This window comes from Streptomyces sp. NK15101, assembly GCF_020400725.1.
In the GTDB taxonomy this organism is placed as follows: domain Bacteria; phylum Actinomycetota; class Actinomycetes; order Streptomycetales; family Streptomycetaceae; genus Streptomyces.
In genome coordinates this window covers 111,706-131,387 of the sequence record NZ_JAINVG010000004.1, presented here as the reverse complement: position 1 = coordinate 131,387, position 19,682 = coordinate 111,706, and the positions used below count along the sequence as shown (strand labels likewise).

General features: G+C 73.1%; 17 protein-coding genes. 4 read left to right on the top strand and 13 right to left on the bottom strand.

What is annotated here, in order from left to right; genetic code table 11:
• The first annotated feature begins 7 nt into the window (after positions 1-7).
• Entirely contained in the window at positions 8-337 is a 330-nt protein-coding gene (locus K7G60_RS03425) for a DUF6191 domain-containing protein (protein ID WP_308080082.1), read from the top strand.
• On the opposite strand, the gene K7G60_RS03420 is transcribed toward K7G60_RS03425, so the two are convergent.
• The 5 genes from K7G60_RS03420 to K7G60_RS03400 all read right to left on the bottom strand — a co-directional run bounded on the left by K7G60_RS03420 (position 221) and on the right by K7G60_RS03400 (position 7,008).
• Positions 221-3,271, bottom strand: coding sequence for a helix-turn-helix transcriptional regulator (locus tag K7G60_RS03420; protein ID WP_225799265.1), 3,051 nt, complete (start codon positions 3,269-3,271; stop codon positions 221-223). The genes K7G60_RS03425 and K7G60_RS03420 overlap by 117 nt on opposite strands.
• A gap of 7 nt (positions 3,272-3,278) precedes the next feature.
• On the bottom strand, positions 3,279-3,467 hold the full coding sequence (locus K7G60_RS03415) for a hypothetical protein (RefSeq protein ID WP_225799264.1): 189 nt from the start codon (positions 3,465-3,467) through the stop codon (positions 3,279-3,281).
• 160 nt (positions 3,468-3,627) lie between these two features.
• Positions 3,628-4,191 (bottom strand): hypothetical protein, encoded by a 564-nt coding sequence (locus K7G60_RS03410; protein ID WP_225799263.1) that lies wholly within the window; start codon positions 4,189-4,191, stop codon positions 3,628-3,630.
• A 35-nt stretch (positions 4,192-4,226) separates the two neighbouring features.
• On the bottom strand, positions 4,227-4,784 hold the full coding sequence (locus K7G60_RS03405) for a GNAT family N-acetyltransferase (protein WP_225799262.1): 558 nt from the start codon (positions 4,782-4,784) through the stop codon (positions 4,227-4,229).
• On the bottom strand, positions 4,762-7,008 hold the full coding sequence (locus tag K7G60_RS03400; RefSeq protein ID WP_225799261.1) for an MMPL family transporter: 2,247 nt from the start codon (positions 7,006-7,008) through the stop codon (positions 4,762-4,764). The genes K7G60_RS03405 and K7G60_RS03400 overlap by 23 nt, the downstream gene beginning before the upstream one ends.
• Before the next feature lie 311 nt (positions 7,009-7,319).
• Between K7G60_RS03400 and K7G60_RS03395 the strand changes: the two genes are divergently transcribed.
• Positions 7,320-7,700 (top strand): hypothetical protein, encoded by a 381-nt coding sequence (locus K7G60_RS03395; RefSeq protein WP_225799260.1) that lies wholly within the window; start codon positions 7,320-7,322, stop codon positions 7,698-7,700.
• Here the strand turns inward: K7G60_RS03395 and K7G60_RS03390 are convergent.
• A complete protein-coding gene (locus K7G60_RS03390; protein WP_225799259.1) occupies positions 7,697-8,692 on the bottom strand; it encodes a helix-turn-helix transcriptional regulator in 996 nt (331 codons plus the stop codon). The genes K7G60_RS03395 and K7G60_RS03390 overlap by 4 nt on opposite strands.
• Positions 8,693-8,819: 127 nt before the next feature.
• Here K7G60_RS03390 and K7G60_RS03385 point away from each other — a divergent pair, with 127 nt between their 5' ends.
• Together K7G60_RS03385 and K7G60_RS03380 are read left to right on the top strand one after the other, a co-directional pair.
• Positions 8,820-9,761 (top strand): hypothetical protein, encoded by a 942-nt coding sequence (locus K7G60_RS03385; RefSeq protein WP_225799258.1) that lies wholly within the window; start codon positions 8,820-8,822, stop codon positions 9,759-9,761.
• Positions 9,762-9,838: 77 nt separating this feature from the next.
• Positions 9,839-10,294 carry a peptidase inhibitor family I36 protein gene (locus K7G60_RS03380; protein WP_225799257.1) on the top strand — a complete coding sequence of 152 codons (456 nt, stop codon included), beginning with the start codon at positions 9,839-9,841 and terminating at the stop codon, positions 10,292-10,294.
• A gap of 96 nt (positions 10,295-10,390) precedes the next feature.
• On the opposite strand, the gene gatB is transcribed toward K7G60_RS03380, so the two are convergent.
• The 7 genes from gatB to K7G60_RS03345 form a co-directional block, all read right to left on the bottom strand.
• Positions 10,391-11,902 (bottom strand): Asp-tRNA(Asn)/Glu-tRNA(Gln) amidotransferase subunit GatB, encoded by a 1,512-nt coding sequence (gene gatB / locus K7G60_RS03375; RefSeq protein WP_225799256.1) that lies wholly within the window; start codon positions 11,900-11,902, stop codon positions 10,391-10,393.
• 16 nt (positions 11,903-11,918) lie between these two features.
• Complete coding sequence (locus tag K7G60_RS03370) at positions 11,919-12,152, bottom strand: hypothetical protein (RefSeq protein ID WP_030492500.1); 234 nt, start codon at positions 12,150-12,152, stop codon at positions 11,919-11,921.
• A 5-nt stretch (positions 12,153-12,157) separates the two neighbouring features.
• Entirely contained in the window at positions 12,158-13,657 is a 1,500-nt protein-coding gene (gene gatA, locus K7G60_RS03365; protein ID WP_225799255.1) for an Asp-tRNA(Asn)/Glu-tRNA(Gln) amidotransferase subunit GatA, read from the bottom strand.
• Between the two features lie 6 nt (positions 13,658-13,663).
• A complete protein-coding gene (gatC, locus tag K7G60_RS03360; protein ID WP_015036350.1) occupies positions 13,664-13,960 on the bottom strand; it encodes an Asp-tRNA(Asn)/Glu-tRNA(Gln) amidotransferase subunit GatC in 297 nt (98 codons plus the stop codon).
• 94 nt (positions 13,961-14,054) lie between these two features.
• A complete protein-coding gene (locus K7G60_RS03355; protein WP_225799254.1) occupies positions 14,055-16,169 on the bottom strand; it encodes a bifunctional diguanylate cyclase/phosphodiesterase in 2,115 nt (704 codons plus the stop codon).
• 317 nt (positions 16,170-16,486) lie between these two features.
• Positions 16,487-18,667, bottom strand: coding sequence for an NAD-dependent DNA ligase LigA (gene ligA, locus K7G60_RS03350; protein WP_225799253.1), 2,181 nt, complete (start codon positions 18,665-18,667; stop codon positions 16,487-16,489).
• Between the two features lie 15 nt (positions 18,668-18,682).
• Complete coding sequence (locus K7G60_RS03345; RefSeq protein WP_225799252.1) at positions 18,683-19,681, bottom strand: methionine synthase; 999 nt, start codon at positions 19,679-19,681, stop codon at positions 18,683-18,685.
• Between the last annotated feature and the right edge of the window lies 1 nt (position 19,682).

The window sequence follows — 19,682 nt, the reverse complement described above, 5'->3', positions numbered from 1 at the left end:
GGAGGCGGTGACCGTGTTCGGCGGACTGGACGAGTTCTTCGCGCCGTCGCGCAGGCACGTCGAGGAGGAGCGGCGCAGGGAGGCCCTGACCAGGGAGGACCCGGGGGACGCGGATCCCGGGCGCGGCCCGGTGGACCTGGCCTCGGGCCGGGTGACGATACGCCTCCCCCGCCCGCCGGAGGTCTCCGGCGCGGCGGGGGACACGGCTTCGGAAGCGGGGTCAGAGGGGCGTGTCGAGGAGGTGCAGGCGGTGGGCCAGGGCGGCGGCCTCGCCGCGGCCGGCGACGCCGAGCTTGGCGAGGATGTTGGAGACGTGGACGCTGGCCGTCTTCGGTGAGATGAACAGCTCCTCGGCGATCTGGCGGTTGGTGCGGCCGGCGGCGACCAGTCGCAGCACGTCCTGCTCCCGCGGCGTCAGGCCGAAGCCGTCGTCGCCGGGCTCCGCCGGGGCCTGCTTCTCCGGGGCGAGGGAGAGGCGGGCGCGGGCGGCGAGGAGCTCCACGTCCTCGCGGAGCGGCCGGGCGCCGAGGCGGACGGCGGTGGCGTGGGCCTCGCGGAGCAGGGCCGCGGCCTCCTCCCGCCGGCCGCCCTCGACGAGCAGGACGTCGGCGAGGCGCCGGCGGGCGCGGGCCAGCTGGTACGGACGTTCGAGCGGCTCCCAGGCGGCGACGACCTCGGTCCAGCGGGCGGCGGTCTCGCGGCCCTCGGCACGGGCGAGTTCCTCGGAGACCTGCCGTGAGTGGGCCTCCCAGACCGGGGCCTGGGTGGCGAGGCCGCGGACGCAGCGGCGGACGAGGGCGAGCGCCTCGGCGCGGCCCCCGTCGGCGGCGGGCAGTCCCCGGCTGTCGGCCTCGGCGGTGACGGCGGTGAGGACGAGCGGCCAGCCGTAGCGGTGGGTGCCGGGCGGGAAGCCGGTCTCCGCGATCGCGGCGAGCTGTTCCCGTACCTCCGCGAGGTGGCCCTCGGCGGCGGCGACGGCGATCGCGACCTGCGCCATGGGCAGGGTGTACTGGGGGATCGGGTCGCGGGCGCCGTAGCGCGAGCGGGCCTCGGCGAGGTGCTCGGCGGCCCTGGCCGTCTCGCCGCGGGCGATGGCGAGGTGGGCGAGCTGCAGCAGGGCCGTGCCGCCCGGCTTGGTGCTGCTCGCCCCCGAGCGGAGCAGCCGCTCGGCCTCCTCCTTGCTCCGGTCCCACTCGCCGAGCGAGAGGAGCGACTCGGCGAGGTTGGCGCGGATCCAGCCCGCGCTGTCGACGAGGCCGCGGGAGCGGGCCAGTTCGATGCCGGTGGTGGCGATCTCCACGGCCTCGCGGGAGCGGCCGAGCGCCTCCATGGAGGAGGAGAGGTTCACGTGGGCGCGGGCGGCCTCGTGGAACTGGCCGAGGGCGATGGTCCGTTCGCGGGCCTCGTGCATCGCGGCGAGTCCGCCCTCGGTGTCGCCGGCGGACACCAGGATGGTGCCGAGGGTGATCCGGGCGTTCAGCTCGATCGGCTCGTCCTTGACGAACCGCGCGTACTCGACGGCCCGTTCGGCGGCGGCGAGCGCCTCGGGGCCGGGGTTGCGGAGCATGCCCCAGCCGGCCGCGCCGACCAGGACGGTGGCGTGGACGGCGGACGGCGGGAGGCCCTTGACCAGTTCCTGGGCGCGGGCGATCTCCGGCCAGCCGTCGCCCCGGCCGAGGTTGGACTGCAGCCGGGCCGTCTCCGTCCAGAACCAGGCGGCGCGCAGGGGGTCGTTCTCGTCGCCGTCGAGGAGCCGGAGCGCCGTCCGGCAGATCTTCGCGGCCCGCTCCCGCTCCCCGCCGAGCCGGGCGGCGACGGCGGCCTCGGCGAGCAGGTCGAGGTAGCGCAGCGAGGTGGTCTCGGGGTCGCAGCCACAGGCGGGGTACGCGTCGGCGTAGTCGATGGGACGCAGGGACTCGCGCGTCTCGGCGGGCGCCTTGTCCCACAGCTCCATGGCCCGTTCGAGGAGGCTGAGCTGCTCGGCGTAGGCGTGGCGCTTGCGGGTCTCGACGGAGGCCCGGAGGACGGCGGGGAGGGCCTTCTCCGGGGCGTGCGCGTGGTACCAGTACGTGGCGAGCCGGGTGGCCCGCTCGTGGGGGCGGACGAGCCCGGGGTCGGCCTCCAGGGCCTCGGCGTAGCGCCGGTTGAGGCGGGAGCGTTCGCCGGGCAGCAGGTCGTCGCTGACGGCCTCGCGGACGAGGGAGTGGCGGAAGCGGTAGCCGTCGCCGTCGGGGACGGCGAGCAGGATGTTGGCGCCGACGGCGGCCCGCAGCGCCTCGATGAGCTCGTCCTCGGGGAGCCCGGCGACGGCGGCGAGCAGCCCGTACTCGACGGTGGAGCCGCCCTCGGCGACGGTCCTGGCGACGCGCTGGGCGGCTTCGGGGAGCGTCTCGACCCGGACGAGCAGGAGGTCGCGCAGGGAGTCGCTGAGCTGTCCGGCGGCGCAGCCGGCCTCGTGGGAGACGACGAGTTCCTCGACGAAGAAGGCGTTGCCGTCGGAGCGTTCGAAGACCTCTTCGACGAGTCCGGGGTCGGGTTCGGCGGCGAGGATGCCGGTGAGCTGGCGGTGCACCTCGGCGCGGGTGAAGCGGGCGAGTTCGATGCGGCGGATGGTGCGGAGCCGGTCGAGTTCGGCGAGGAGGGGGCGCAGCGGGTGGCGGCGGTGGATGTCGTCGGCGCGGTAGCTGGCGACGACCACGATCCGGCCGCGGCGCAGGGTGCGCAGGAGGTAGGTGAGCAGGTGCCGGGTGGAGGCGTCGGCCCAGTGCAGGTCCTCCAGGACGAGCACGACCGTGCGGTCGGCGGCGAGCCGTTCCAGGAGGCGTACGGTCAGTTCGAAGAGCCGGGCGGTGGAGTCCTCTCCGGAGGGCTCGTGGCTGCCGGGATCGCCCAGTTCGGGCAGCAGGCGGGCGAGTTCGCCCTCGTGGCCGTCGGCGGCGGCGGCGAGTTCCCCGGGCAGGCGGCGGTGGAGCGCGCGCAGGGCGGCGGCGAAGGGCGCGAAGGGCAGGCCGTCGGCGCCGAGTTCGACGCAGCCGCCGAGCGCCGTGACGGCTCCCTGGTCGCGGGCCGCGCCGAGGAACTCCTCGATGAGCCGGGTCTTGCCGACGCCCGCCTCGCCGCCGATGAGCAGGGCCTGGGGCTCTCCCGCGGTCGCGCGGGAGAGCGCCTCGGTGAGGGCGGTGAGTTCGCCGGCGCGACCGACGAAGACGGGGCTGACTGACCTGGTCTCCACGGCGCCGAGCATCGCACAGGCGTCCATGCCGTCGCTCATACGGGGGTCACGCGGCCCGGACGAAGCGACCACGACCGCCGTCGGCCGTCTGCGCCTCGGTCTTGTGGCCCGCGTGGCGGCGGCCGAAGAGGCGCAGGCCCTTGTGGGTCGCCGCGGCCTCGTGGGCGAGGCGGTGGGCGGCGGCCTCGGCGATGAGCTCGGCGTGGTGCATGGTGTGGAGTTCGTACTCGAACATCTTGTGCTCCCCTGGGTTTCCGGTTTCGGTGTCGCTCTCTCGCGATGCCTCTACTTTCGTTTCCCAGGGGGCGCCCCCACATCGGGCGAGTGCCGCATGTTCGGGGTGCGGGGGTCCTTAGGAGGGGCCCGGGGGGCCTTAGGCGGCGCCCCCGGGGGGCTCAGGACCCCGTGGTCGGGAGGCTCAGGAACAGGTCGAAGTAGGTACCGGCCGACAGGAGCAGCCCGAGGCCGCCCAGGACGGCTCCGGCGACGGCGACGGCGCGGACCCACGCGGGGCGCCGGGGCAGGGTGAGCACGAGGACGGCGACGATCAGGGCGAGGAGGGCGAAGACGCCGTTCACCAGCGCGGTGCTGTGCCAGGCGTCGCCGTAGATCTCGTTGATCTGCTGGGCCGGGGTGCCGCCGGCGGAGGTCTTGATCTGCCCGATGAGCGTCTCGCGCTCGGCGACGACCCTGCCGGTCCAGGTGCCGGTGAGGGCGACGGCGGCGAGGGCGGCGGAGACCACGGCCGCGGCGCCGGCGCCGACGCCGGTGACCTCCGGGGTGGCGGCCCCCCGGCCGCCCTCCTCGTCGTCCCGCCCGTCCTCGCCCTCGTCCCGCCCGTCCTCGCCCTCGTCCGTCCCGTCGAGCAGGTCCGGGGCGTCGTCCCCGGCGGCCGTGGTGGTCTCGTCGGCCTCGTCGGGCTCGGCCGCCGCGGTCTTCTCGGTCGTCTCGGTGTCCATGCGGCGCACGCTAGGGGGCCGACATGAGAGGGGTCTTAAGACGCCTTCGCCGCTCGCCACTCGGGGGCGAGGACGGCCCAGACCTCCGTGTCCGTGCGGGCACCGCGGTAGAGGTAGTTCTCCCGCAGCACGCCCTCCCTCGTCATGCCGAGGCGGCGGGCGACGGCGATGCTCGGCAGGTTCTTCGTGGAGGCGAGCCATTCGACGCGGTGGATCCCGCGCTCCTCGATCGCCCAGTCGATGATCACCCGGCAGGCCCGGGTGATCAGGCCCTTCCCGGCGGCGGAGGGCTCCAGCCAGCAGCCCGCCTCGGCGGTGCCGTTCTCGGCGTCGAAGGTCCGGAAGAGGACGCCGCCGACGAGGGTGTCCCCGGTCCAGATGCCGTAGAGGCGTCCGGTGTCGCTCGCGGCCTTCTCGGCGTACGAGGTGAGGTAGGCGCGGGCGGAGTCGAGGTCCGTGACGACGTCGGGGAGGCCGATGTGCTCCCCGATGAACTCCCGGCCGCGGTCCATGTTGGCGAGGAGCTCCCCGGCCTGCCAGGGCTCCAGGGGCCTGAGCTCGGCGCCGTCGTCACCCAGCGATATCGCGTACATCGTCGTCCCTCTCCTCCGCGGCCGGAGCCGTCACGCGCTGCACGGGGATCTTCGCACGCGTGTCGGCGGCCTCGCGGCACTCCGGAGGTTCGATGCTGATCCGGGGCAGGAGCCGGTCCATCCACTTCGGCAGCCACCAGTTCGCACCGCCGAGCAGGTGCATGAGGGCGGGGACGAGGAGGGTGCGCAGGACGAAGGCGTCGAGGGCGACGGCCGCGGCGAGCGCGATGCCGAACATCGCGATGACCCGGTCGCCGGAGAGGACGAAGGCCAGGAAGACGGAGATCATGATCACGGCGGCGGAGTTGATCACGCGGCTGGTCTCGGCGAGGCCGACCCGGACCGCCCGGCGGTTGTCGCCGGTCTCCAGCCACTCCTCGTACATGCGGCTGACCAGGAAGACCTGGTAGTCCATGGAGAGCCCGAAGAGGACGGAGACCATGATCACGGGGAGGAAGGGTTCGATCGGACCGGCGCTGCCGAGGCCGAGCGGCTCGCTCCCCCAGCCCCACTGGAAGATCGCGACGACGATGCCGAAGGCGCCGGCGACGGCGGCGACGTTCATGGCGGCGGCCTTGAGCGGGATGCCGAGCGACCGGAAGGCGAGCAGGAGCAGCAGGCAGCCGAGCGCGATGACGACGCCGACGAAGAGCGGCAGCTTGCCGACGATGATCTCGGCGAAGTCGTCGTACGAGGCGGTGACGCCGCCCACGTGCACGTCGAGGGAGGTGCCCGCCCCGGCGGTCGGGAGGACGTCGTCGCGGAGCCGGTCGACGAGCTCGCTGGTCGCCTTGGACTGCGGCGGGGAGTCGGGCACGACGGTGAGGACGGCGGTGTCGCCCGTGCTGTTGTACGTGACCGGGGAGACGGACGCGACGCCCTTGGTGGCGGTGAGCGCGGCCGGCAGCCGGTCGAGGGCGACCCGGTCGTCGGCGCCGTCGAGGCCGGCGACGAGGGTGAGGGGCCCGTTGACGCCCGGCCCGAAGCCGTCGGCGAGCAGGTCGTACGCCTTGCGGGTGGTGGCGGTGGCCGGGCCGTTGCCCTGGTCGGAGGTGCCGAGGTGGAGCGAGAGGGTCGGCAGCGCCAGGACGCCCATGACGAGGACGGCGACCGCGCCGAGGACCTTGGGGTGCCGCTCGACGAAGGCGGACCAGCGGGCGGCGAAGCCGGTGGGCAGCTCGGGCTGCGGGCCGCGCTCGGCGAGCGTCCGGCGTTCGCGCCGGGACAGCGCCCGCGTGCCGATGAACGAGAGCAGCGCGGGCAGCAGGGTGACGGAGGCGGCGACCGTGAGGAGCACGGTGAGCGAGGCGGCGATGGCGACGCCGTTGAGGAAGCCGAGCCGCAGGATGAGCATGCCGAGCAGGGCGATGCAGACGGTGGCGCCGGCGAAGACGACGGCGCGGCCGGTGGTGGCGACGGCGGTCTCGGCGGCCTCGGCGACGGAGAGGCCGCGTTTGAGGCCCCTGCGGTGCCGGGTGACGATGAAGAGGGCGTAGTCGATGCCGACGCCGAGGCCGACGAGCATGCCGAGCATGGGGGCGAAGTCGGCGACGGTCATCAGATGGCCGAGGAGCACGATCCCGGAGTACGCGATGCCGACGCTGACGAGCGCGGTCGCTATCGGGAGCGCGGAGGCGGCGAGCGAGCCGAAGGCGAGGAAGAGGACGACGGCCGCGACGGCGACGCCGACGACCTCGGCGACGTGTCCGCCGGGGGCCTCGGTGAGGGCGACGGCGCTGCCGCCGAGCTCGATCTGGAGGTCGTCGGTCGCGGCGGCCCTGGCGGTGTCGACGAGGGCCCGGGCCCGGTCCTCGGGGATGTCGTCGGCCTGCGCGTCGAAGGTGACGGTGGCGTAGGCGGTGTGACCGTCCTCGCTGACCTGGCCGGGTGCGCCCCCGTCCCCGTACGGGGAGGTGACGGCGGCGATGCCGGGCAGTTCGGCGACCTCGTCGAGCATGCCGCCGACGCGCTGCTCGACGGCGTCGGCGCGGACGCTGCCCCGGTCGCTGTGCCAGACGATGGTGTCGCTGTCGCCGCCGAGGCCGTGGAAGCCCCGGTCGAGGAGGGCGGTGGCCCGGCCGGACTCGGTGCCGGGGACCTCGTAGTCGTTGGAGTACGCGCTGCCGGCGAGCGTCGCGCCGGCGGCGGTGCCGCCGAGCGCGAGGAGCCACAGGAGAACGACGACGAGACGGTGCCGGAGGCACCATCGTGCGATTGCGGCCAAGGGACGTGCTCCTGACTGGATCTGTACGCGCGCCCCCACTGTCGCAGCCAAACGTGATCGTTTGCCCCTTTCGTGGCGATCCTCACAGGATGCGTCGCAGACCGGTGATCTTCTCCCCCGGCCGTGCGCCGCGGCCCTCGGGCATCAGGTCCCGCTCGGGGTGACGCGGTGGCCGGGGCCGCTCGGGAGGATCCGCTTCTCGTCGTGCCGATCGGCCGGGGCGATCCGGGCCCCCCGGACTTCTTCCCCGCCCTCCACCGCCCCTCGGCGAAGAGCGGGTGGAGGCGGCCGTCCTTCGGTGCCGAGCGGTCGTGGTCGGCGACGCGGTCGTGGTCGGCGACGCGGTCGTGGTTGGCGACCTCGCTCGCGTCGCACGGCCGGACGCAGGGTCATCCGGGTCGAGGTCGGCAAGCGGGCGCTCCGGATCGGCACCTCGGCGCACCCCCCGCAGGACATCGCCCGGGCGACGACGCGCCGCCGGCGCCTTCCGCCGGGCCCTCGGCGCCGCCGGGGTCGCCGCGCTCGCCGCCGGGGTCGGCGCGCTCGTCGGCGAGGTCGGCGCGCTCGTCGGCGAGGTCGGCGCCCACCCCGCCGCCGTCCACGTCCGGGACCCCGAGCCCGGTGAGGCCGGTCCCGTCTTCACCGTCTCCCCCGCCGCCCGGGGCGGCTTCGTCGGCACGACGGCCTCCTAGACGGGGACGCGCGGGTTTCCGCCCTCCAGAAGGGCGAGGCCCAGTTCTGTGACCGTGTGGAGAGTGGCGTTGCGGTGGCGCTGACTGGAGACCAGTGCCGCCTCACGCAGGGCCGTGATGTGCCGGCTGGCGTTGGGGGCGGTGGTGCCGGCGAGGCGGGCCAGCTCACCCGTGTTGGCCACGCCGTCGGCCAGCGCGGACAGCAGGGTGGCCCTGGTCGGACCGATCAGGGCCGCGAGCGCCCGTCCGTCCGCCGGACGCACGCCCGGGGTCGCCCAGCGGACGTCGTGCTCGATCGGGTAGACGAGCACCGGGGGCAGCGCCGGGTCGGCGAGCGACGTCGGTCTGCAGCGACCGAAGTGTGACGGTTGAAGCACCAGACCACGTCCGCCGAGGTGGATGTCGAAGTCGGCCCGGCACTCCACCCGGAGTACCGGGTACTCCCAGCGCACCGACGGATGCAGCGTGCTGAGGACCGCGTCCCAGCCTCCTTCGACGAGCGTGACCGAGCGGCGCGCCCGGTCACGGCTCACCTGGGCGCGCATGCGCTCCCAGAACGGACCGAGCACCGCGTCGGCGTACGCGTACGCCGCGTCGGCCAGCCGGCCGACCATCGCGGACTCCCCCTCCGCCAGCTCCCGGGACCAGGCCGGAAGCCGCCGTGCCGGGTTCTGCCGAGCGAACTTCCTCAGATCCTGCGCGAATCGCTGCCTGGGCGTGGACCGCAACGCCTCCACCTGGGCCGCGAGACCTCCACCGACCGTGGGCGTCAGAAAGTCCACCGAGTACGCGGCGGGCTCCACGAGCGCCGTCAACAGCCTTGCGCTCTGGGGCACTCGGGGCAGCGACTCCCTCACCCATGGGCCGAAGAGCACACCCGCGTCCCTTCCGCGCAGCAGCTTCAGGCTGTGCAGCATCTCCCACAGCGGGTCCGGATCGGCCGCGATCCGGACCCGTGCGAGATCTTCCCCCGTGAAGTGAATGCGCAGCACCTCAACCCCTCCCACCAGGACAATTGCGCTCCAGCGCACACAAGTTCACAGCGCTCCCCCGCACCCGCAGACTCAGACCGTCCGGTGCTGACCAGCACACCTCATCAACGGGACGGTGGATCGTAAAATGCCCGAGACCCTGTCGAAAAGCGGTTCCGGCAGGCGTGCCGCGCCACAGGGGCTCGTACGCGCACTGGCCGTCGGATTGGTCGTCGCCGCAGCCGCCGGGTGTTCCGGTACCGGTACGGGCGAGACGTCGGCGCCCGCCACGGCAGCGAAGCCGACGACGGTCATGGACCCCGCCGAGCTGACCGCGCTGCACCGGCTGCCGCCCGTCACCGGCCTGCTCTTCGCCTCGCACTCGCGTGCCGCCGAGGCGCAGCAGAAGATCGCCATCGCCTGCATGGCCGAACGAGGCTACCGATACGCCCCGGTTCCGCCGCCCAAGACCGCGGGCGCCGACGAGCGCCCGCAGCCCTTCGGCCTCGAGTCCACGGCTCCGCCCCGCACGGCCGCCCCCACGCCCTCCCCCGAGGCGCCGCCCAAGCCCGGCAGCCCGGAGAGCACCGACGCGTATGCGCGGGCGCTCTTCGGTGACGAGGCCAAGCGGGTCACCGCCAGGGGCGCGCGGTTGAGCGTCTCCCGGCCGGGCGAGGGCTGCCTCGCCGAGGCGGAGACGCGCCTGCTGGGCGACGGCCGGATGCGCTGGCTCCAAGTGCGGATCCTGCTCTTCGAGGCGCAGGAGGACGCCCGCGCGGACGTGGAGAAGGACGCCTCGTTCCGTGCGGCGACCGCGCGCTGGCGGGAGTGCATGGAGCGGGCCAAGGTCAAGACCGAGGATCCCGTACGGGTGCAGCGGTCGCTGCGGTCGGAGGCGGAACGGCGGAACGGCCCAGTCGCCGCGGCGGACCTGCGCTGCAAGGCGGAGACGGGATACCTGACCACCGCGTACGAGCGGCTCGCCGCCGCCCAGCAGCGCCGGCTGGACGAGCACCCCGACATCGGCCGGGACTGGAAGAAGCTCTCCGCCCGCCAGGAGAAGGCGGCCGACGAGGTGCTGGGCGGCTGATCCCGCCTCCGGCCACCACCACAGTCTTCCGCTCCTGTGCCCAGGAGCGGATGTTCCCACACGAAAGCGAGATTCACATGTCCACGCTTCAGATGAAGTCCGGACTCCGCCGGAAGTTCGCCGCCGTGGCCGGCGCGACCGCACTCCTGGTGGGCGGCGGCATCGCGACCGCGTCCACCGCGTCGGCCGGCCCCAGCTGCCCCTCGGGCTACCACTGCCTCTTCGAGGGCAGCATCGGTTCCTCGGTGCACAACTACTTCAACAGCGACAACGACTTCAGGGACGACGCCTTCACCAGCGGACACCTCGTGAACGACAACTCGTGGTCGGCCAGCAACTCCAGCACCGGCGGCTACGAGAGCCACTACTACTACGACCCCGGCTACCAGAACCTCGACTTCTGCGTGAACCCGGGCAGCTACGTGACCCACGACCGACTGTCGGACGACTTCGTGGACGGCAACGGCGTCGGCCAGCGCGACGAGGCCAGCTCCCTGCTGCTGCGGCCGACGACCTCGGTCTCCTGCTTCTGATCCGCACGAACACCTGCACGAAAGGCGGCCCCGCACCGGAACTCCGGTGCGGGGCCGCCCCCTTGAGCCGTACGAGCACTCCGTACGAGACCGGGATCAGCCCTCGCTGACGCCCAGCTTCTCCAGGATCAGGTCCTTGACCTTCGCCGCGTCCGCCTGGCCACGGGTGGCCTTCATGACCGCGCCGACCAGGGCGCCGACCGCGGCGACCTTGCCGCCGCGGATCTTGTCGGCGATGGCCGCGTTGCCCGCGATGGCCTCGTCGACCGCCGCGCCGAGCGCGCTGTCGTCGGAGACGACCTTCAGACCGCGCTTCTCGACGACCTCGTCCGGGGTGCCCTCGCCGGCGAGGACGCCCTCGATGACCTGGCGGGCCAGCTTGTCGTTGAGGTCGCCGGAGGCGACCAGGGCGGAGACCCGGGCCACGTCCGCCGGCGTGATGGGCAGCTCCTCCAGGGAGACGCCCTTCTCGTTGGCGTTGCGGGCCAGCTCGCCCATCCACCACTTGCGGGCCGAGGCCGCGTCCGCGCCCGCCTCGGTCGTGGCGACGATCGCGTCGACCGCGCCGGCGTTGAGGATGGCCTGCATCTCCACCTCGGAGACGCCCCACTCCTCGCGGAGCCGGTTGCGGCGCACGCGCGGCAGCTCGGGCAGACCGGCGCGCAGCTCCTCGACCCACTCGCGGGACGGGGCGACGGGGACGAGGTCGGGCTCCGGGAAGTACCGGTAGTCCTCGGCGTTGTCCTTGATGCGGCCGGAGGTGGTGGTGCCGTCGTCCTCGTGGAAGTGACGGGTCTCCTGCACGATCGTCCCGCCGGAGGCGAGGACGGCCGCGTGCCGCTGGATCTCGAAGCGCGCCGCCCGCTCCACCGAACGGAGCGAGTTGACGTTCTTCGTCTCCGAGCGGGTGCCGAAGGCCTTGGTGCCGTTCCGGCGCAGCGAGAGGTTCACGTCGCAGCGCATCTGGCCCTTGTCCATGCGCGCCTCGGAGACGCCCAGGGCGCGGATCAGCTCGCGCAGCTCGGCGACGTACGCCTTGGCGACCTCGGGGGCCCGGTCGCCCGCGCCCTCGATCGGCTTGGTGACGATCTCGATGAGCGGGATGCCGGCCCGGTTGTAGTCGAGCAGCGAGTGGGAGGCGCCGTGGATGCGGCCGGTCGCGCCACCGATGTGGGTGGACTTGCCGGTGTCCTCCTCCATGTGGGCGCGCTCGATCTCCACGCGGAAGACCTCGCCGTCCTCCAGCTGGACGTCCAGGTAGCCGTTGAAGGCGATCGGCTCGTCGTACTGGGAGGTCTGGAAGTTCTTCGGCATGTCCGGATAGAAGTAGTTCTTCCGGGCGAAGCGGCACCACTCGGCGATCTCGCAGTTCAGCGCGAGACCGATCTTGATCGCGGACTCGACGCCGATCGCGTTGACCACCGGCAGGGAGCCGGGCAGGCCGAGGCAGGTCGGGCAGGTCTGCGAGTTGGGCTCCGCGCCCAGCTCGGTCGAGCAGCCGCAGAACATCTTCGTCTTGGTGCCGAGCTCGACATGGACCTCGAGGCCCATGACGGGGTCGTACTCGGCGAGCGCCGCTTCGTACGACAGCAGTTCAGTGACGGTCACGGTGAGACTTTCCCTCTCAGCCCAGCAGGACGTCGTCGTCGCCCAGGCGCTTCAGCTCCCGGTAGAGGATCGCCAGGCCGGTAACGATGGCGGCGGCGGACACGGCGGAGTCGATCAGCCGCAGCATGTCGTGGTCGTTGCGGGCCAGCTTGGCCTGCTTCGCGACGCTGACCGCGCCGAACGCGGTCGTCGCCAGCGAGACGTAGATGCCCGTCTTCGACTTCTTGAAGTTCTTGGCCTTCTTTGCCATGGCACTCACAGCGACGGAGCCTCCTCGAGCAGCGGGTGACCCCACTTTTCCACGAAGGCGGCCTCGACGGCGGCGCCGACCTTGTAGAGCCGGTCGTCCTTCATGGCGGGGGCGATGATCTGCAGACCGACCGGCAGACCGTCCTCGGGGGCGAGGCCGCAGGGGAGCGACATGGCGGCGTTGCCGGCCAGGTTGGTCGGGATGGTGCACAGGTCCGCGAGGTACATCGCCATCGGGTCGTCGGCGCGCTCGCCGATCGCGAAGGCGGTGGTGGGGGTCGTCGGGGAGACGATGACGTCCACCTCCTCGAAGGCCTTCTCGAACTCGCGGGTGATGAGGGTGCGGACCTTCTGCGCCGAGCCGTAGTACGCGTCGTAGTAGCCGGAGCTCAGCGCGTACGTACCGAGGATGATGCGGCGCTTGACCTCGTCGCCGAAGCCGGCCTCACGGGTGAGGGCGGTGACGTCCTCGGCGGACCGCGTGCCGTCGTCGCCGACCCGCAGGCCGTAGCGCATGGCGTCGAAGCGGGCCAGGTTGGAGGAGCACTCGGACGGCGCGATCAGGTAGTACGCCGAAAGGGCGAGGTCGAAGGTCGGGCAGTCCAACTCGACGATCTCGGCGCCCAGCGACTTGAGCAGCTCGACGGACTCGTCGAAGCGCTGCACGACGCCGGCCTGGTAGCCCTCGCCGCGGAACTGCTTGACGACGCCGACGCGCATGCCCGCGACCGAACCGTTGCGCGCGGCCTCGACGACCGGCGGGACCGGGGCGTCGATGGAGGTCGAGTCGAGCGGGTCGTGCCCGGCGATCGCCTCGTGGAGGAGGGCCGCGTCCAGGACCGTGCGGGCACAGGGGCCGCCCTGGTCCAGGGAGGACGAGAAGGCCACCATGCCGTAGCGGGAGACGCCGCCGTAGGTCGGCTTGACGCCGACGGTGCCGGTGACGGCGGCGGGCTGGCGGATGGAGCCGCCGGTGTCCGTGCCGATGGCGAGCGGGGCCTCGTACGCGGCGAGGGCGGCCGAGGAGCCGCCGCCGGAGCCGCCGGGGATCCGGGTCAGGTCCCAGGGGTTGCCCGTCGGGCCGTACGCGCTGTTCTCCGTGGAGGAGCCCATCGCGAACTCGTCCATGTTGGTCTTGCCGAGGATGACGACGTCGGCGGCCTTGAGGTTCTTGACCAGGGTCGCGTCGTACGGCGGGATCCAGCCCTCCAGGATCTTCGAGCCCACGGTGGTCGGCATGCCGACGGTGGTGAAGATGTCCTTGAGCGCGAGCGGCACGCCGGCGAGCGGGCCGAGCTTCTCGCCGCGGGCGCGCTTCTCGTCGACGGCACGGGCCTGGGCGAGGGCGCCCTCGCGGTCGACGTGCAGGAAGGCGTGGACCTTCTCGTCGACGGCCTCGATGCGGGCGAGGTGGGCCTCGGTGACCTCGACGGCGGTGAGCTCGCCGGCGGCGATCTTCCCGGCGATCTCGGCCGCGGTGAGCTTGATGATGGTGTTGTCCGTCATGACTTCTTAGTCCTCCCCCAGGATCTGCGGCACCTTGAAACGCTGCTGCTCCTGGGCCGGGGCGCCGGAGAGCGCCTGCTCGGGGGTGAGCGACGGACGGACCTCGTCCGCGCGCATGACATTGGTCAGCGGCAGCGGGTGGGAGGTCGGCGGTACGTCTTGGTCGGCGACCTCGGAGACGCGGGCGACCGCGCCGATGATGTCGTCGAGCTGGCCGGCGAAGTGATCGAGTTCTTCGCCCTTCAGCTCCAGACGCGCCAGCCGTGCGAGGTGGGCGACCTCCTCGCGCGTGATGCCAGGCATGCGGATCCTCACGGGGTGAGTTTGATGGTGTTGGCCCAATCCTATGGGGCCGGTGCCGCTGCCCGTGAAACGGTTTGCCCCGGGAGGGGCGGGCTCACTGCACGACCTGGCCCGACGGGTGGTCCAGGTCGACCTGGGCGGCGATGTCGGCGGGGCGGCGCCAGCCGTGCTCGCCGCGGGCCAGGAGCCAGGCGGTGGCCTCGCCGGGCGGCATCGCGGCGGCGACCAGCCAGCCCTGGACGGCGTCGCAGCCCAGGTCGCGCAGGCGCTCCCAGGTCTCGTCGTCCTCGACGCCCTCGGCGACGACGAGGAGGCCGAGGGAGTGGGCGAGGTCGACGGTGCAGCGGACGATCTCGGCGTCCTCGGTGTCGACGGCGAGCCGGGCCACGAAGGAGCGGTCGATCTTCAGTTCGCTGACGGGCAGCCGGCGGAGGTGGACGAGGGAGGAGTAGCCGGTGCCGAAGTCGTCGAGGGACATCTTGACGCCGTGGCCGGTGAGGCCGTTCAGCGTGTCGGCGGCCCGCTGGGGGTCCTCCAGGAGCACGTGCTCCGTTATCTCCAGCTGGAGGGCGCCGGCCGGGACGCCGTGGCGGGCGAGGCGGGCGGCGACGGCGCCGGCGAAGCCGGGGGTGTGGACGTCGCGCGGCGAGACGTTGACGGCGACCGGGACGTTGAGGTTCTGGGCGCGCCAGCGGGCGACCTGGGCGAGCGCGGTCTCCAGGACGTACTCGGTGAGGTGCGGCATCAGGCCGGAGGACTCGGCGATGGCGATGAACTCGTCCGGCGGGACCTTTCCGCGCTCGGGGTGGACCCAGCGGACCAGCGCCTCCAGGCCGGCGACCTGGCCGTCGAAGCGGACCTTGGGCTGGTAGTGGAGTTCGACCTCGCCGGCGTCGAGGGCGCGGCGGAGGTCGCCGAGCAGGCCGAGGCGGTCGGGGGTGTTGGAGTCGCGCTTGGACTCGTAGACCTCGACGCCGGTGCGGTCGCGCTTGGCCTGGTACATGGCGACGTCGGCGCGGCGCAGCAGGCCCTCGGCGTCGAGGGCGTGGTCGGGGAAGACGGCGACGCCGGCGCTGGCCTCCAGGACGAGGGTGAGGCCGTCGAGGTCGAGCGGGGAGGAGAGCTCGGCGACGAGGTGGCGGGCGACGCGCTGGGCGCTGGTGGTGGAGTCGGCGGTGGGCAGCAGGACGGCGAACTCGTCGCCGCCGAGCCGGGCGGCCTCGGCGCCGCGGGGCAGGGCGAGGCGGAGCCGCTCGGCGATCTGGAGGAGCAGCCGGTCGCCGGCGAGGTGCCCGAGGGTGTCGTTGACCGAGCGGAAGCGGTCCAGGTCGATCAGGACGAGGGCGGCGCGGGCTCCCTGACCCTCGGCCTCCTCCAGGGCGGTCCAGGCCCGCTCCAGGAGCCACTGGCGGTTGGGGAGCCCGGTGAGCGGGTCGCGGAGCTGTTCCTCGGCGCGGGCGCGGGCGATCCAGAGGGTGGAGTCGAGGGCGATGAGGGGGACGGCGAAGAGCGGCAGGAGGACCGGCCGGGTGGCGGCGACGACGCAGATGAGGGGGGCGATGCCGAGCAGGGCGACGGCGACGAGGCCCTGCCGGAGGAGGGCGGAGCGGGCGATGGTGGGCAGTCCGCGGCCCGGGGGGGCGAGCGTGTACCACAGGAGGAGGCGGGTGACCACCAGGTAGGCGCCGGCGGCGAGGACGGCTTCCGGGAGGTCCCCGATCGTCCAGTCGAGGGGCTGCCAGGGCTGTTCGACGGTCGGTACGTCTCCGAAGAGGGCGAGGACGAGGGCGGCGGCGCCGACGCCGAGGACGTCGGCGGCGCCGTGCAGCAGGCCCTGGCGCCAGCGGTGGCGGCGGGCGACGCCGACCAGGGTGACGACGGTCAGCGAGACGAGTCCGGCGGGCACCCAGCCGTAGAGCAGGAGGACGGCGAGGGTGAGGGCGGCGCCGGAGCCGGTGCCGCCCCACCAGCGGTCCCGGCCGAGGGCGACCAGGTGGCCGACGATGAGGCCGGTGAGGACGGCCAGGGACCAGCCGGCGACGCCGCCGGGGAAGAGTCCCCGGCCGCCGCTCAGGGCTCGCTGGAGCCCGGCGGCGAGCACGACGGCGGCGATGCCCACCACGGCTGCGGGCAGCCGGGAGGGGAAGCCCAGGGGGACCACACGGCCGTGCGGCCGTGGGACCGGGGCGGCGCTCTCGGTCGGTTCCATTCCCGTCCCTCTCACAGGCGGCGGTGCCGTCGGTGTGCGATGGGCCGCGGTGACGCGGCCGTCCGTCGTCCGGCCGTACGTCGTCCGGCGTGCGGCCGCTGTCGGGCGGCCGCTCCTGGTACCACGGGGCCGATGTCCTGACGCCATGCCCGGCAGAGCCCTCGCGCGGGCGTGCAGGACTGGACGCACGGTCACCACAGTAGGCCGCCGAGGGCTCCGACGGGCAGCGCTCTCCCTCTCTTGCCCGAATGCGACCAGGCCACCCCTAACGATCTGGTATGCGCCGAACGGGTGAGCTTCCGCGGTCCTCCGGCGGGTCACCCGGCGACGGGCACCGCGGCTTCCCGAGCCGCCTCGGGCCCCTGTTCGAGCAGGACGGAGAAGCCTTCCTCATCCAGAACCGGAACCTTCAGCTGCATCGCCTTGTCGTACTTCGAACCAGGGTTTTCACCCACGACCACGAAGCTGGTCTTCTTCGAAACGGAACCGGTCACCTTTGCTCCGAGCCGCTGGAGCGACTCTTTTGCGCCATCCCTGGTGAACTTCTCCAGGGTGCCGGTCACCACGACCGTCAGGCCCTCCAGCGGACGCGGGCCCTCGTCCTCTCCGGCCCCTTCGTCCTCCAGGGTGACCCCGGCCGCACGCCACTTGCGCACGATCTCGCGGTGCCACTCCTCCGAGAACCACTGCTTCACGGCGGCCGCGATGATCCCGCCGACCCCGTCCACGGCCGCCAGCTCCTCCTCGCTCGCCTGCTCGATCCGCTCCAGGGAGCGGAACTCGCGGGCCAGCGCCTCGGCCGCGACCGGCCCCACGTGCCGGATGGAGAGCCCGTTGATGAAGCGGGCGAGCGGCCGCGTCTTCGCCGCCGCGATGTTCTCCAGCATCGCGAGCGCGTTCTTCTTCGGCTCGCCCTTCTGGTTGGCGAAGACCCTGGCGATCTTCTCCTCGCCGGTCTTCGGGTCCCGCTTCGGCAGCCCGCTGGCCGCGTCGAGGACGTACGCCCTGATCGGCAGGAGCTGCTCGATGGTGAGGTCGAAGAGGTCGCCCTCGTCCCTGAGCGGCGGCTCGGCCGGCTCCAGGGGCTGGGTCAGGGCGGCGGCGGCCACGGCACCGAACTTCTCGATGTCCAGGCACTCGCGGCCGGCGAGGAACTCGACGCGCTCGCGCAGCTGGGCCGGGCACGTCCGGGCGTTCGGGCAGCGGAGGTCGATGTCTCCCTCCTTCATCGCCTTCAGCGGCGTCCCGCACTCCGGGCACTCGGCGGGCATCACGAACTCCCGCTCGGTGCCGTCCCGCAGGTCGGCGACCGGGCCGAGGATCTCCGGGATCACGTCTCCGGCCTTGCGCAGCACGACGGTGTCGCCGATGAGGACGCCCTTGGACTTCACCACCTCCTGGTTGTGGAGGGTGGCGAACTCGACCTCGGAGCCGGCCACGGTCACCGGCTCGACCTGGGCGTACGGGGTGACGCGGCCGGTGCGGCCGACGCCGACCTTGATGTCGACCAGTTTGGTGTTGACCTCCTCCGGCGCGTACTTCCAGGCGATCGCCCAGCGCGGGGCGCGCGCGGTGGAGCCGAGACGGCCCTGGAGCGGGATCTCGTCGAGCTTGACGACGACCCCGTCGATCTCGTGCTCGACGGAGTGACGGTTCTCCCCGAAGTACGCGATGAACTCCCGCACGTCGGCGAGCGAGTCGACCACCTTGTTGTGCCGGGCGGTGGGCAGACCCCACTCGCGGAGCAGTCCGTACGCCTCCGAGAGCCGCGAGATCTCGAAGCCCTCGCGGGCGCCGATGCCGTGCACCACCATGTGGAGCGGGCGGGAGGCGGTGACCTTCGGGTCCTTCTGGCGGAGCGAACCGGCGGCCGCGTTGCGCGGGTTGGCGAAGGGCTTGTCACCGGCCTCCACCAGACGGGCGTTGAGCCCCTCGAAGGCCTCCATCGGGAAGTAGACCTCGCCGCGGATCTCCACGAGCGCCGGGATGCGGTCGCCGCGCAGCCGCTCCGGGATGTCGGCGATCGTCCGGACGTTGGGCGTGATGTCCTCGCCGGTGCGGCCGTCGCCGCGGGTGGCGGCCCGGGTCAGCCGCCCGTGCTCGTAGGTGAGGTTGACCGCGAGGCCGTCGACCTTCAGCTCGCACAGGTAGTGGAAGTCGGGGGTGCCGACGTCCCTCGCGACCCGCTCCGCCCAGGTGGCCAACTCCTCGTCGTCGAAGGCGTTGTCCAGGGAGAGCATCCGCTCCCGGTGCTCGACGGCGGTGAACTCGGTCTCGTACTGCCCGGCGACCTTCTGGGTCGGCGAGTCCGGCGTCCGCAGCTCCGGATACTCCTCCTCCAGCGCCTCCAGCGCGCGCAGCAGCCTGTCGAACTCGCCGTCGCTGATGACCGGCTGGTCCTTCACGTAGTACCGGAAGCGGTGCTCCTCGACCTGCTCGGCAAGGTCGGCGTGCTTCTCCCGTGCCTCGGCGGGCAGGGCCCCCTGTTCGACTGCCACCGTTTCGTCCTTCCGTTACTCAGGGTTGTCCGCGAGCGACCGTGCCGCTCTGACGCAGTGGGCGAGCGCCGCCCGGGCATAGGCGGGCGACGCGCCCGCGAGGCCGCACGAGGGCGTGACCACGACCGACTCCGCCAGAGTCCCCGGATTCAGCCCCAGCCTGCGCCACAGCGTCCTGACACCCATGACGCTACCTCCCGGGTCCGACAATGCCGTGTCGGTGGACGGCACCACACCGGCGAAGAGCTTCGTCCCCGCCTCCACGGCCTCGCCGATCGCCTCCTCGTCACGTTCGGTGAGGAGCGAGAAGTCGAACGAGATGCCCGCCGCCCCGGCGCGGCGCAGCAGTGCGAACGGCACGTCGGGCGCGCAGGAGTGGACGACCACCGGGCCGCCGTGGACGGCCGTCACGTCCCGCAGGGCGCTCTCCACCACCTGCCGGTCCACGGCCCGGTGGGTGCGGTAGCCGCTGGCGGTGCGGATCTGCCCGCGCAGCACGGCGGTGAGCGAGGGCTCGTCGAGCTGGAGCACGATCCGCGCCCCCGGCACCCGCTTGGCGACCTCCGCGAGGTGCTCGCGCAGCCCCTCCGCGAGGGACGCCGCCAGGTCGCGGCAGGCGCCGGCGTCGCCGAGGGCGGCCTCGCCGCCGCGCAGCTCCAGGGCCGCGGCGAGCGTCCACGGGCCCACGGCCTGGACCTTGAGCGGACCCTCGTACCCCTGGGTGAACTCCTCCAGGGCGTCCAGGTCCTCGCCGAGCCAGGAACGGGCCCGCTTGGTGTCGCGGCCGGGCCGGTCGCTGATCCGCCAGCCGCTCGGCTCCACGTGCGCGTACAGGTCGACGAGCATCCCGGTCGTCCGGCCGATCATGTCGGCGCCGGGCCCGCGCGAGGGCAGTTCCGCGAGGAACGGGAAGTCCTCGAACGATCCGGTGGCCGTCTTCGCCGCCTCGCGCGCGTCGCCGCCGGGCAGGGACCCGACACCGGTGGCCGGGCCCCAGAGCTTGGTCTCGTCCATG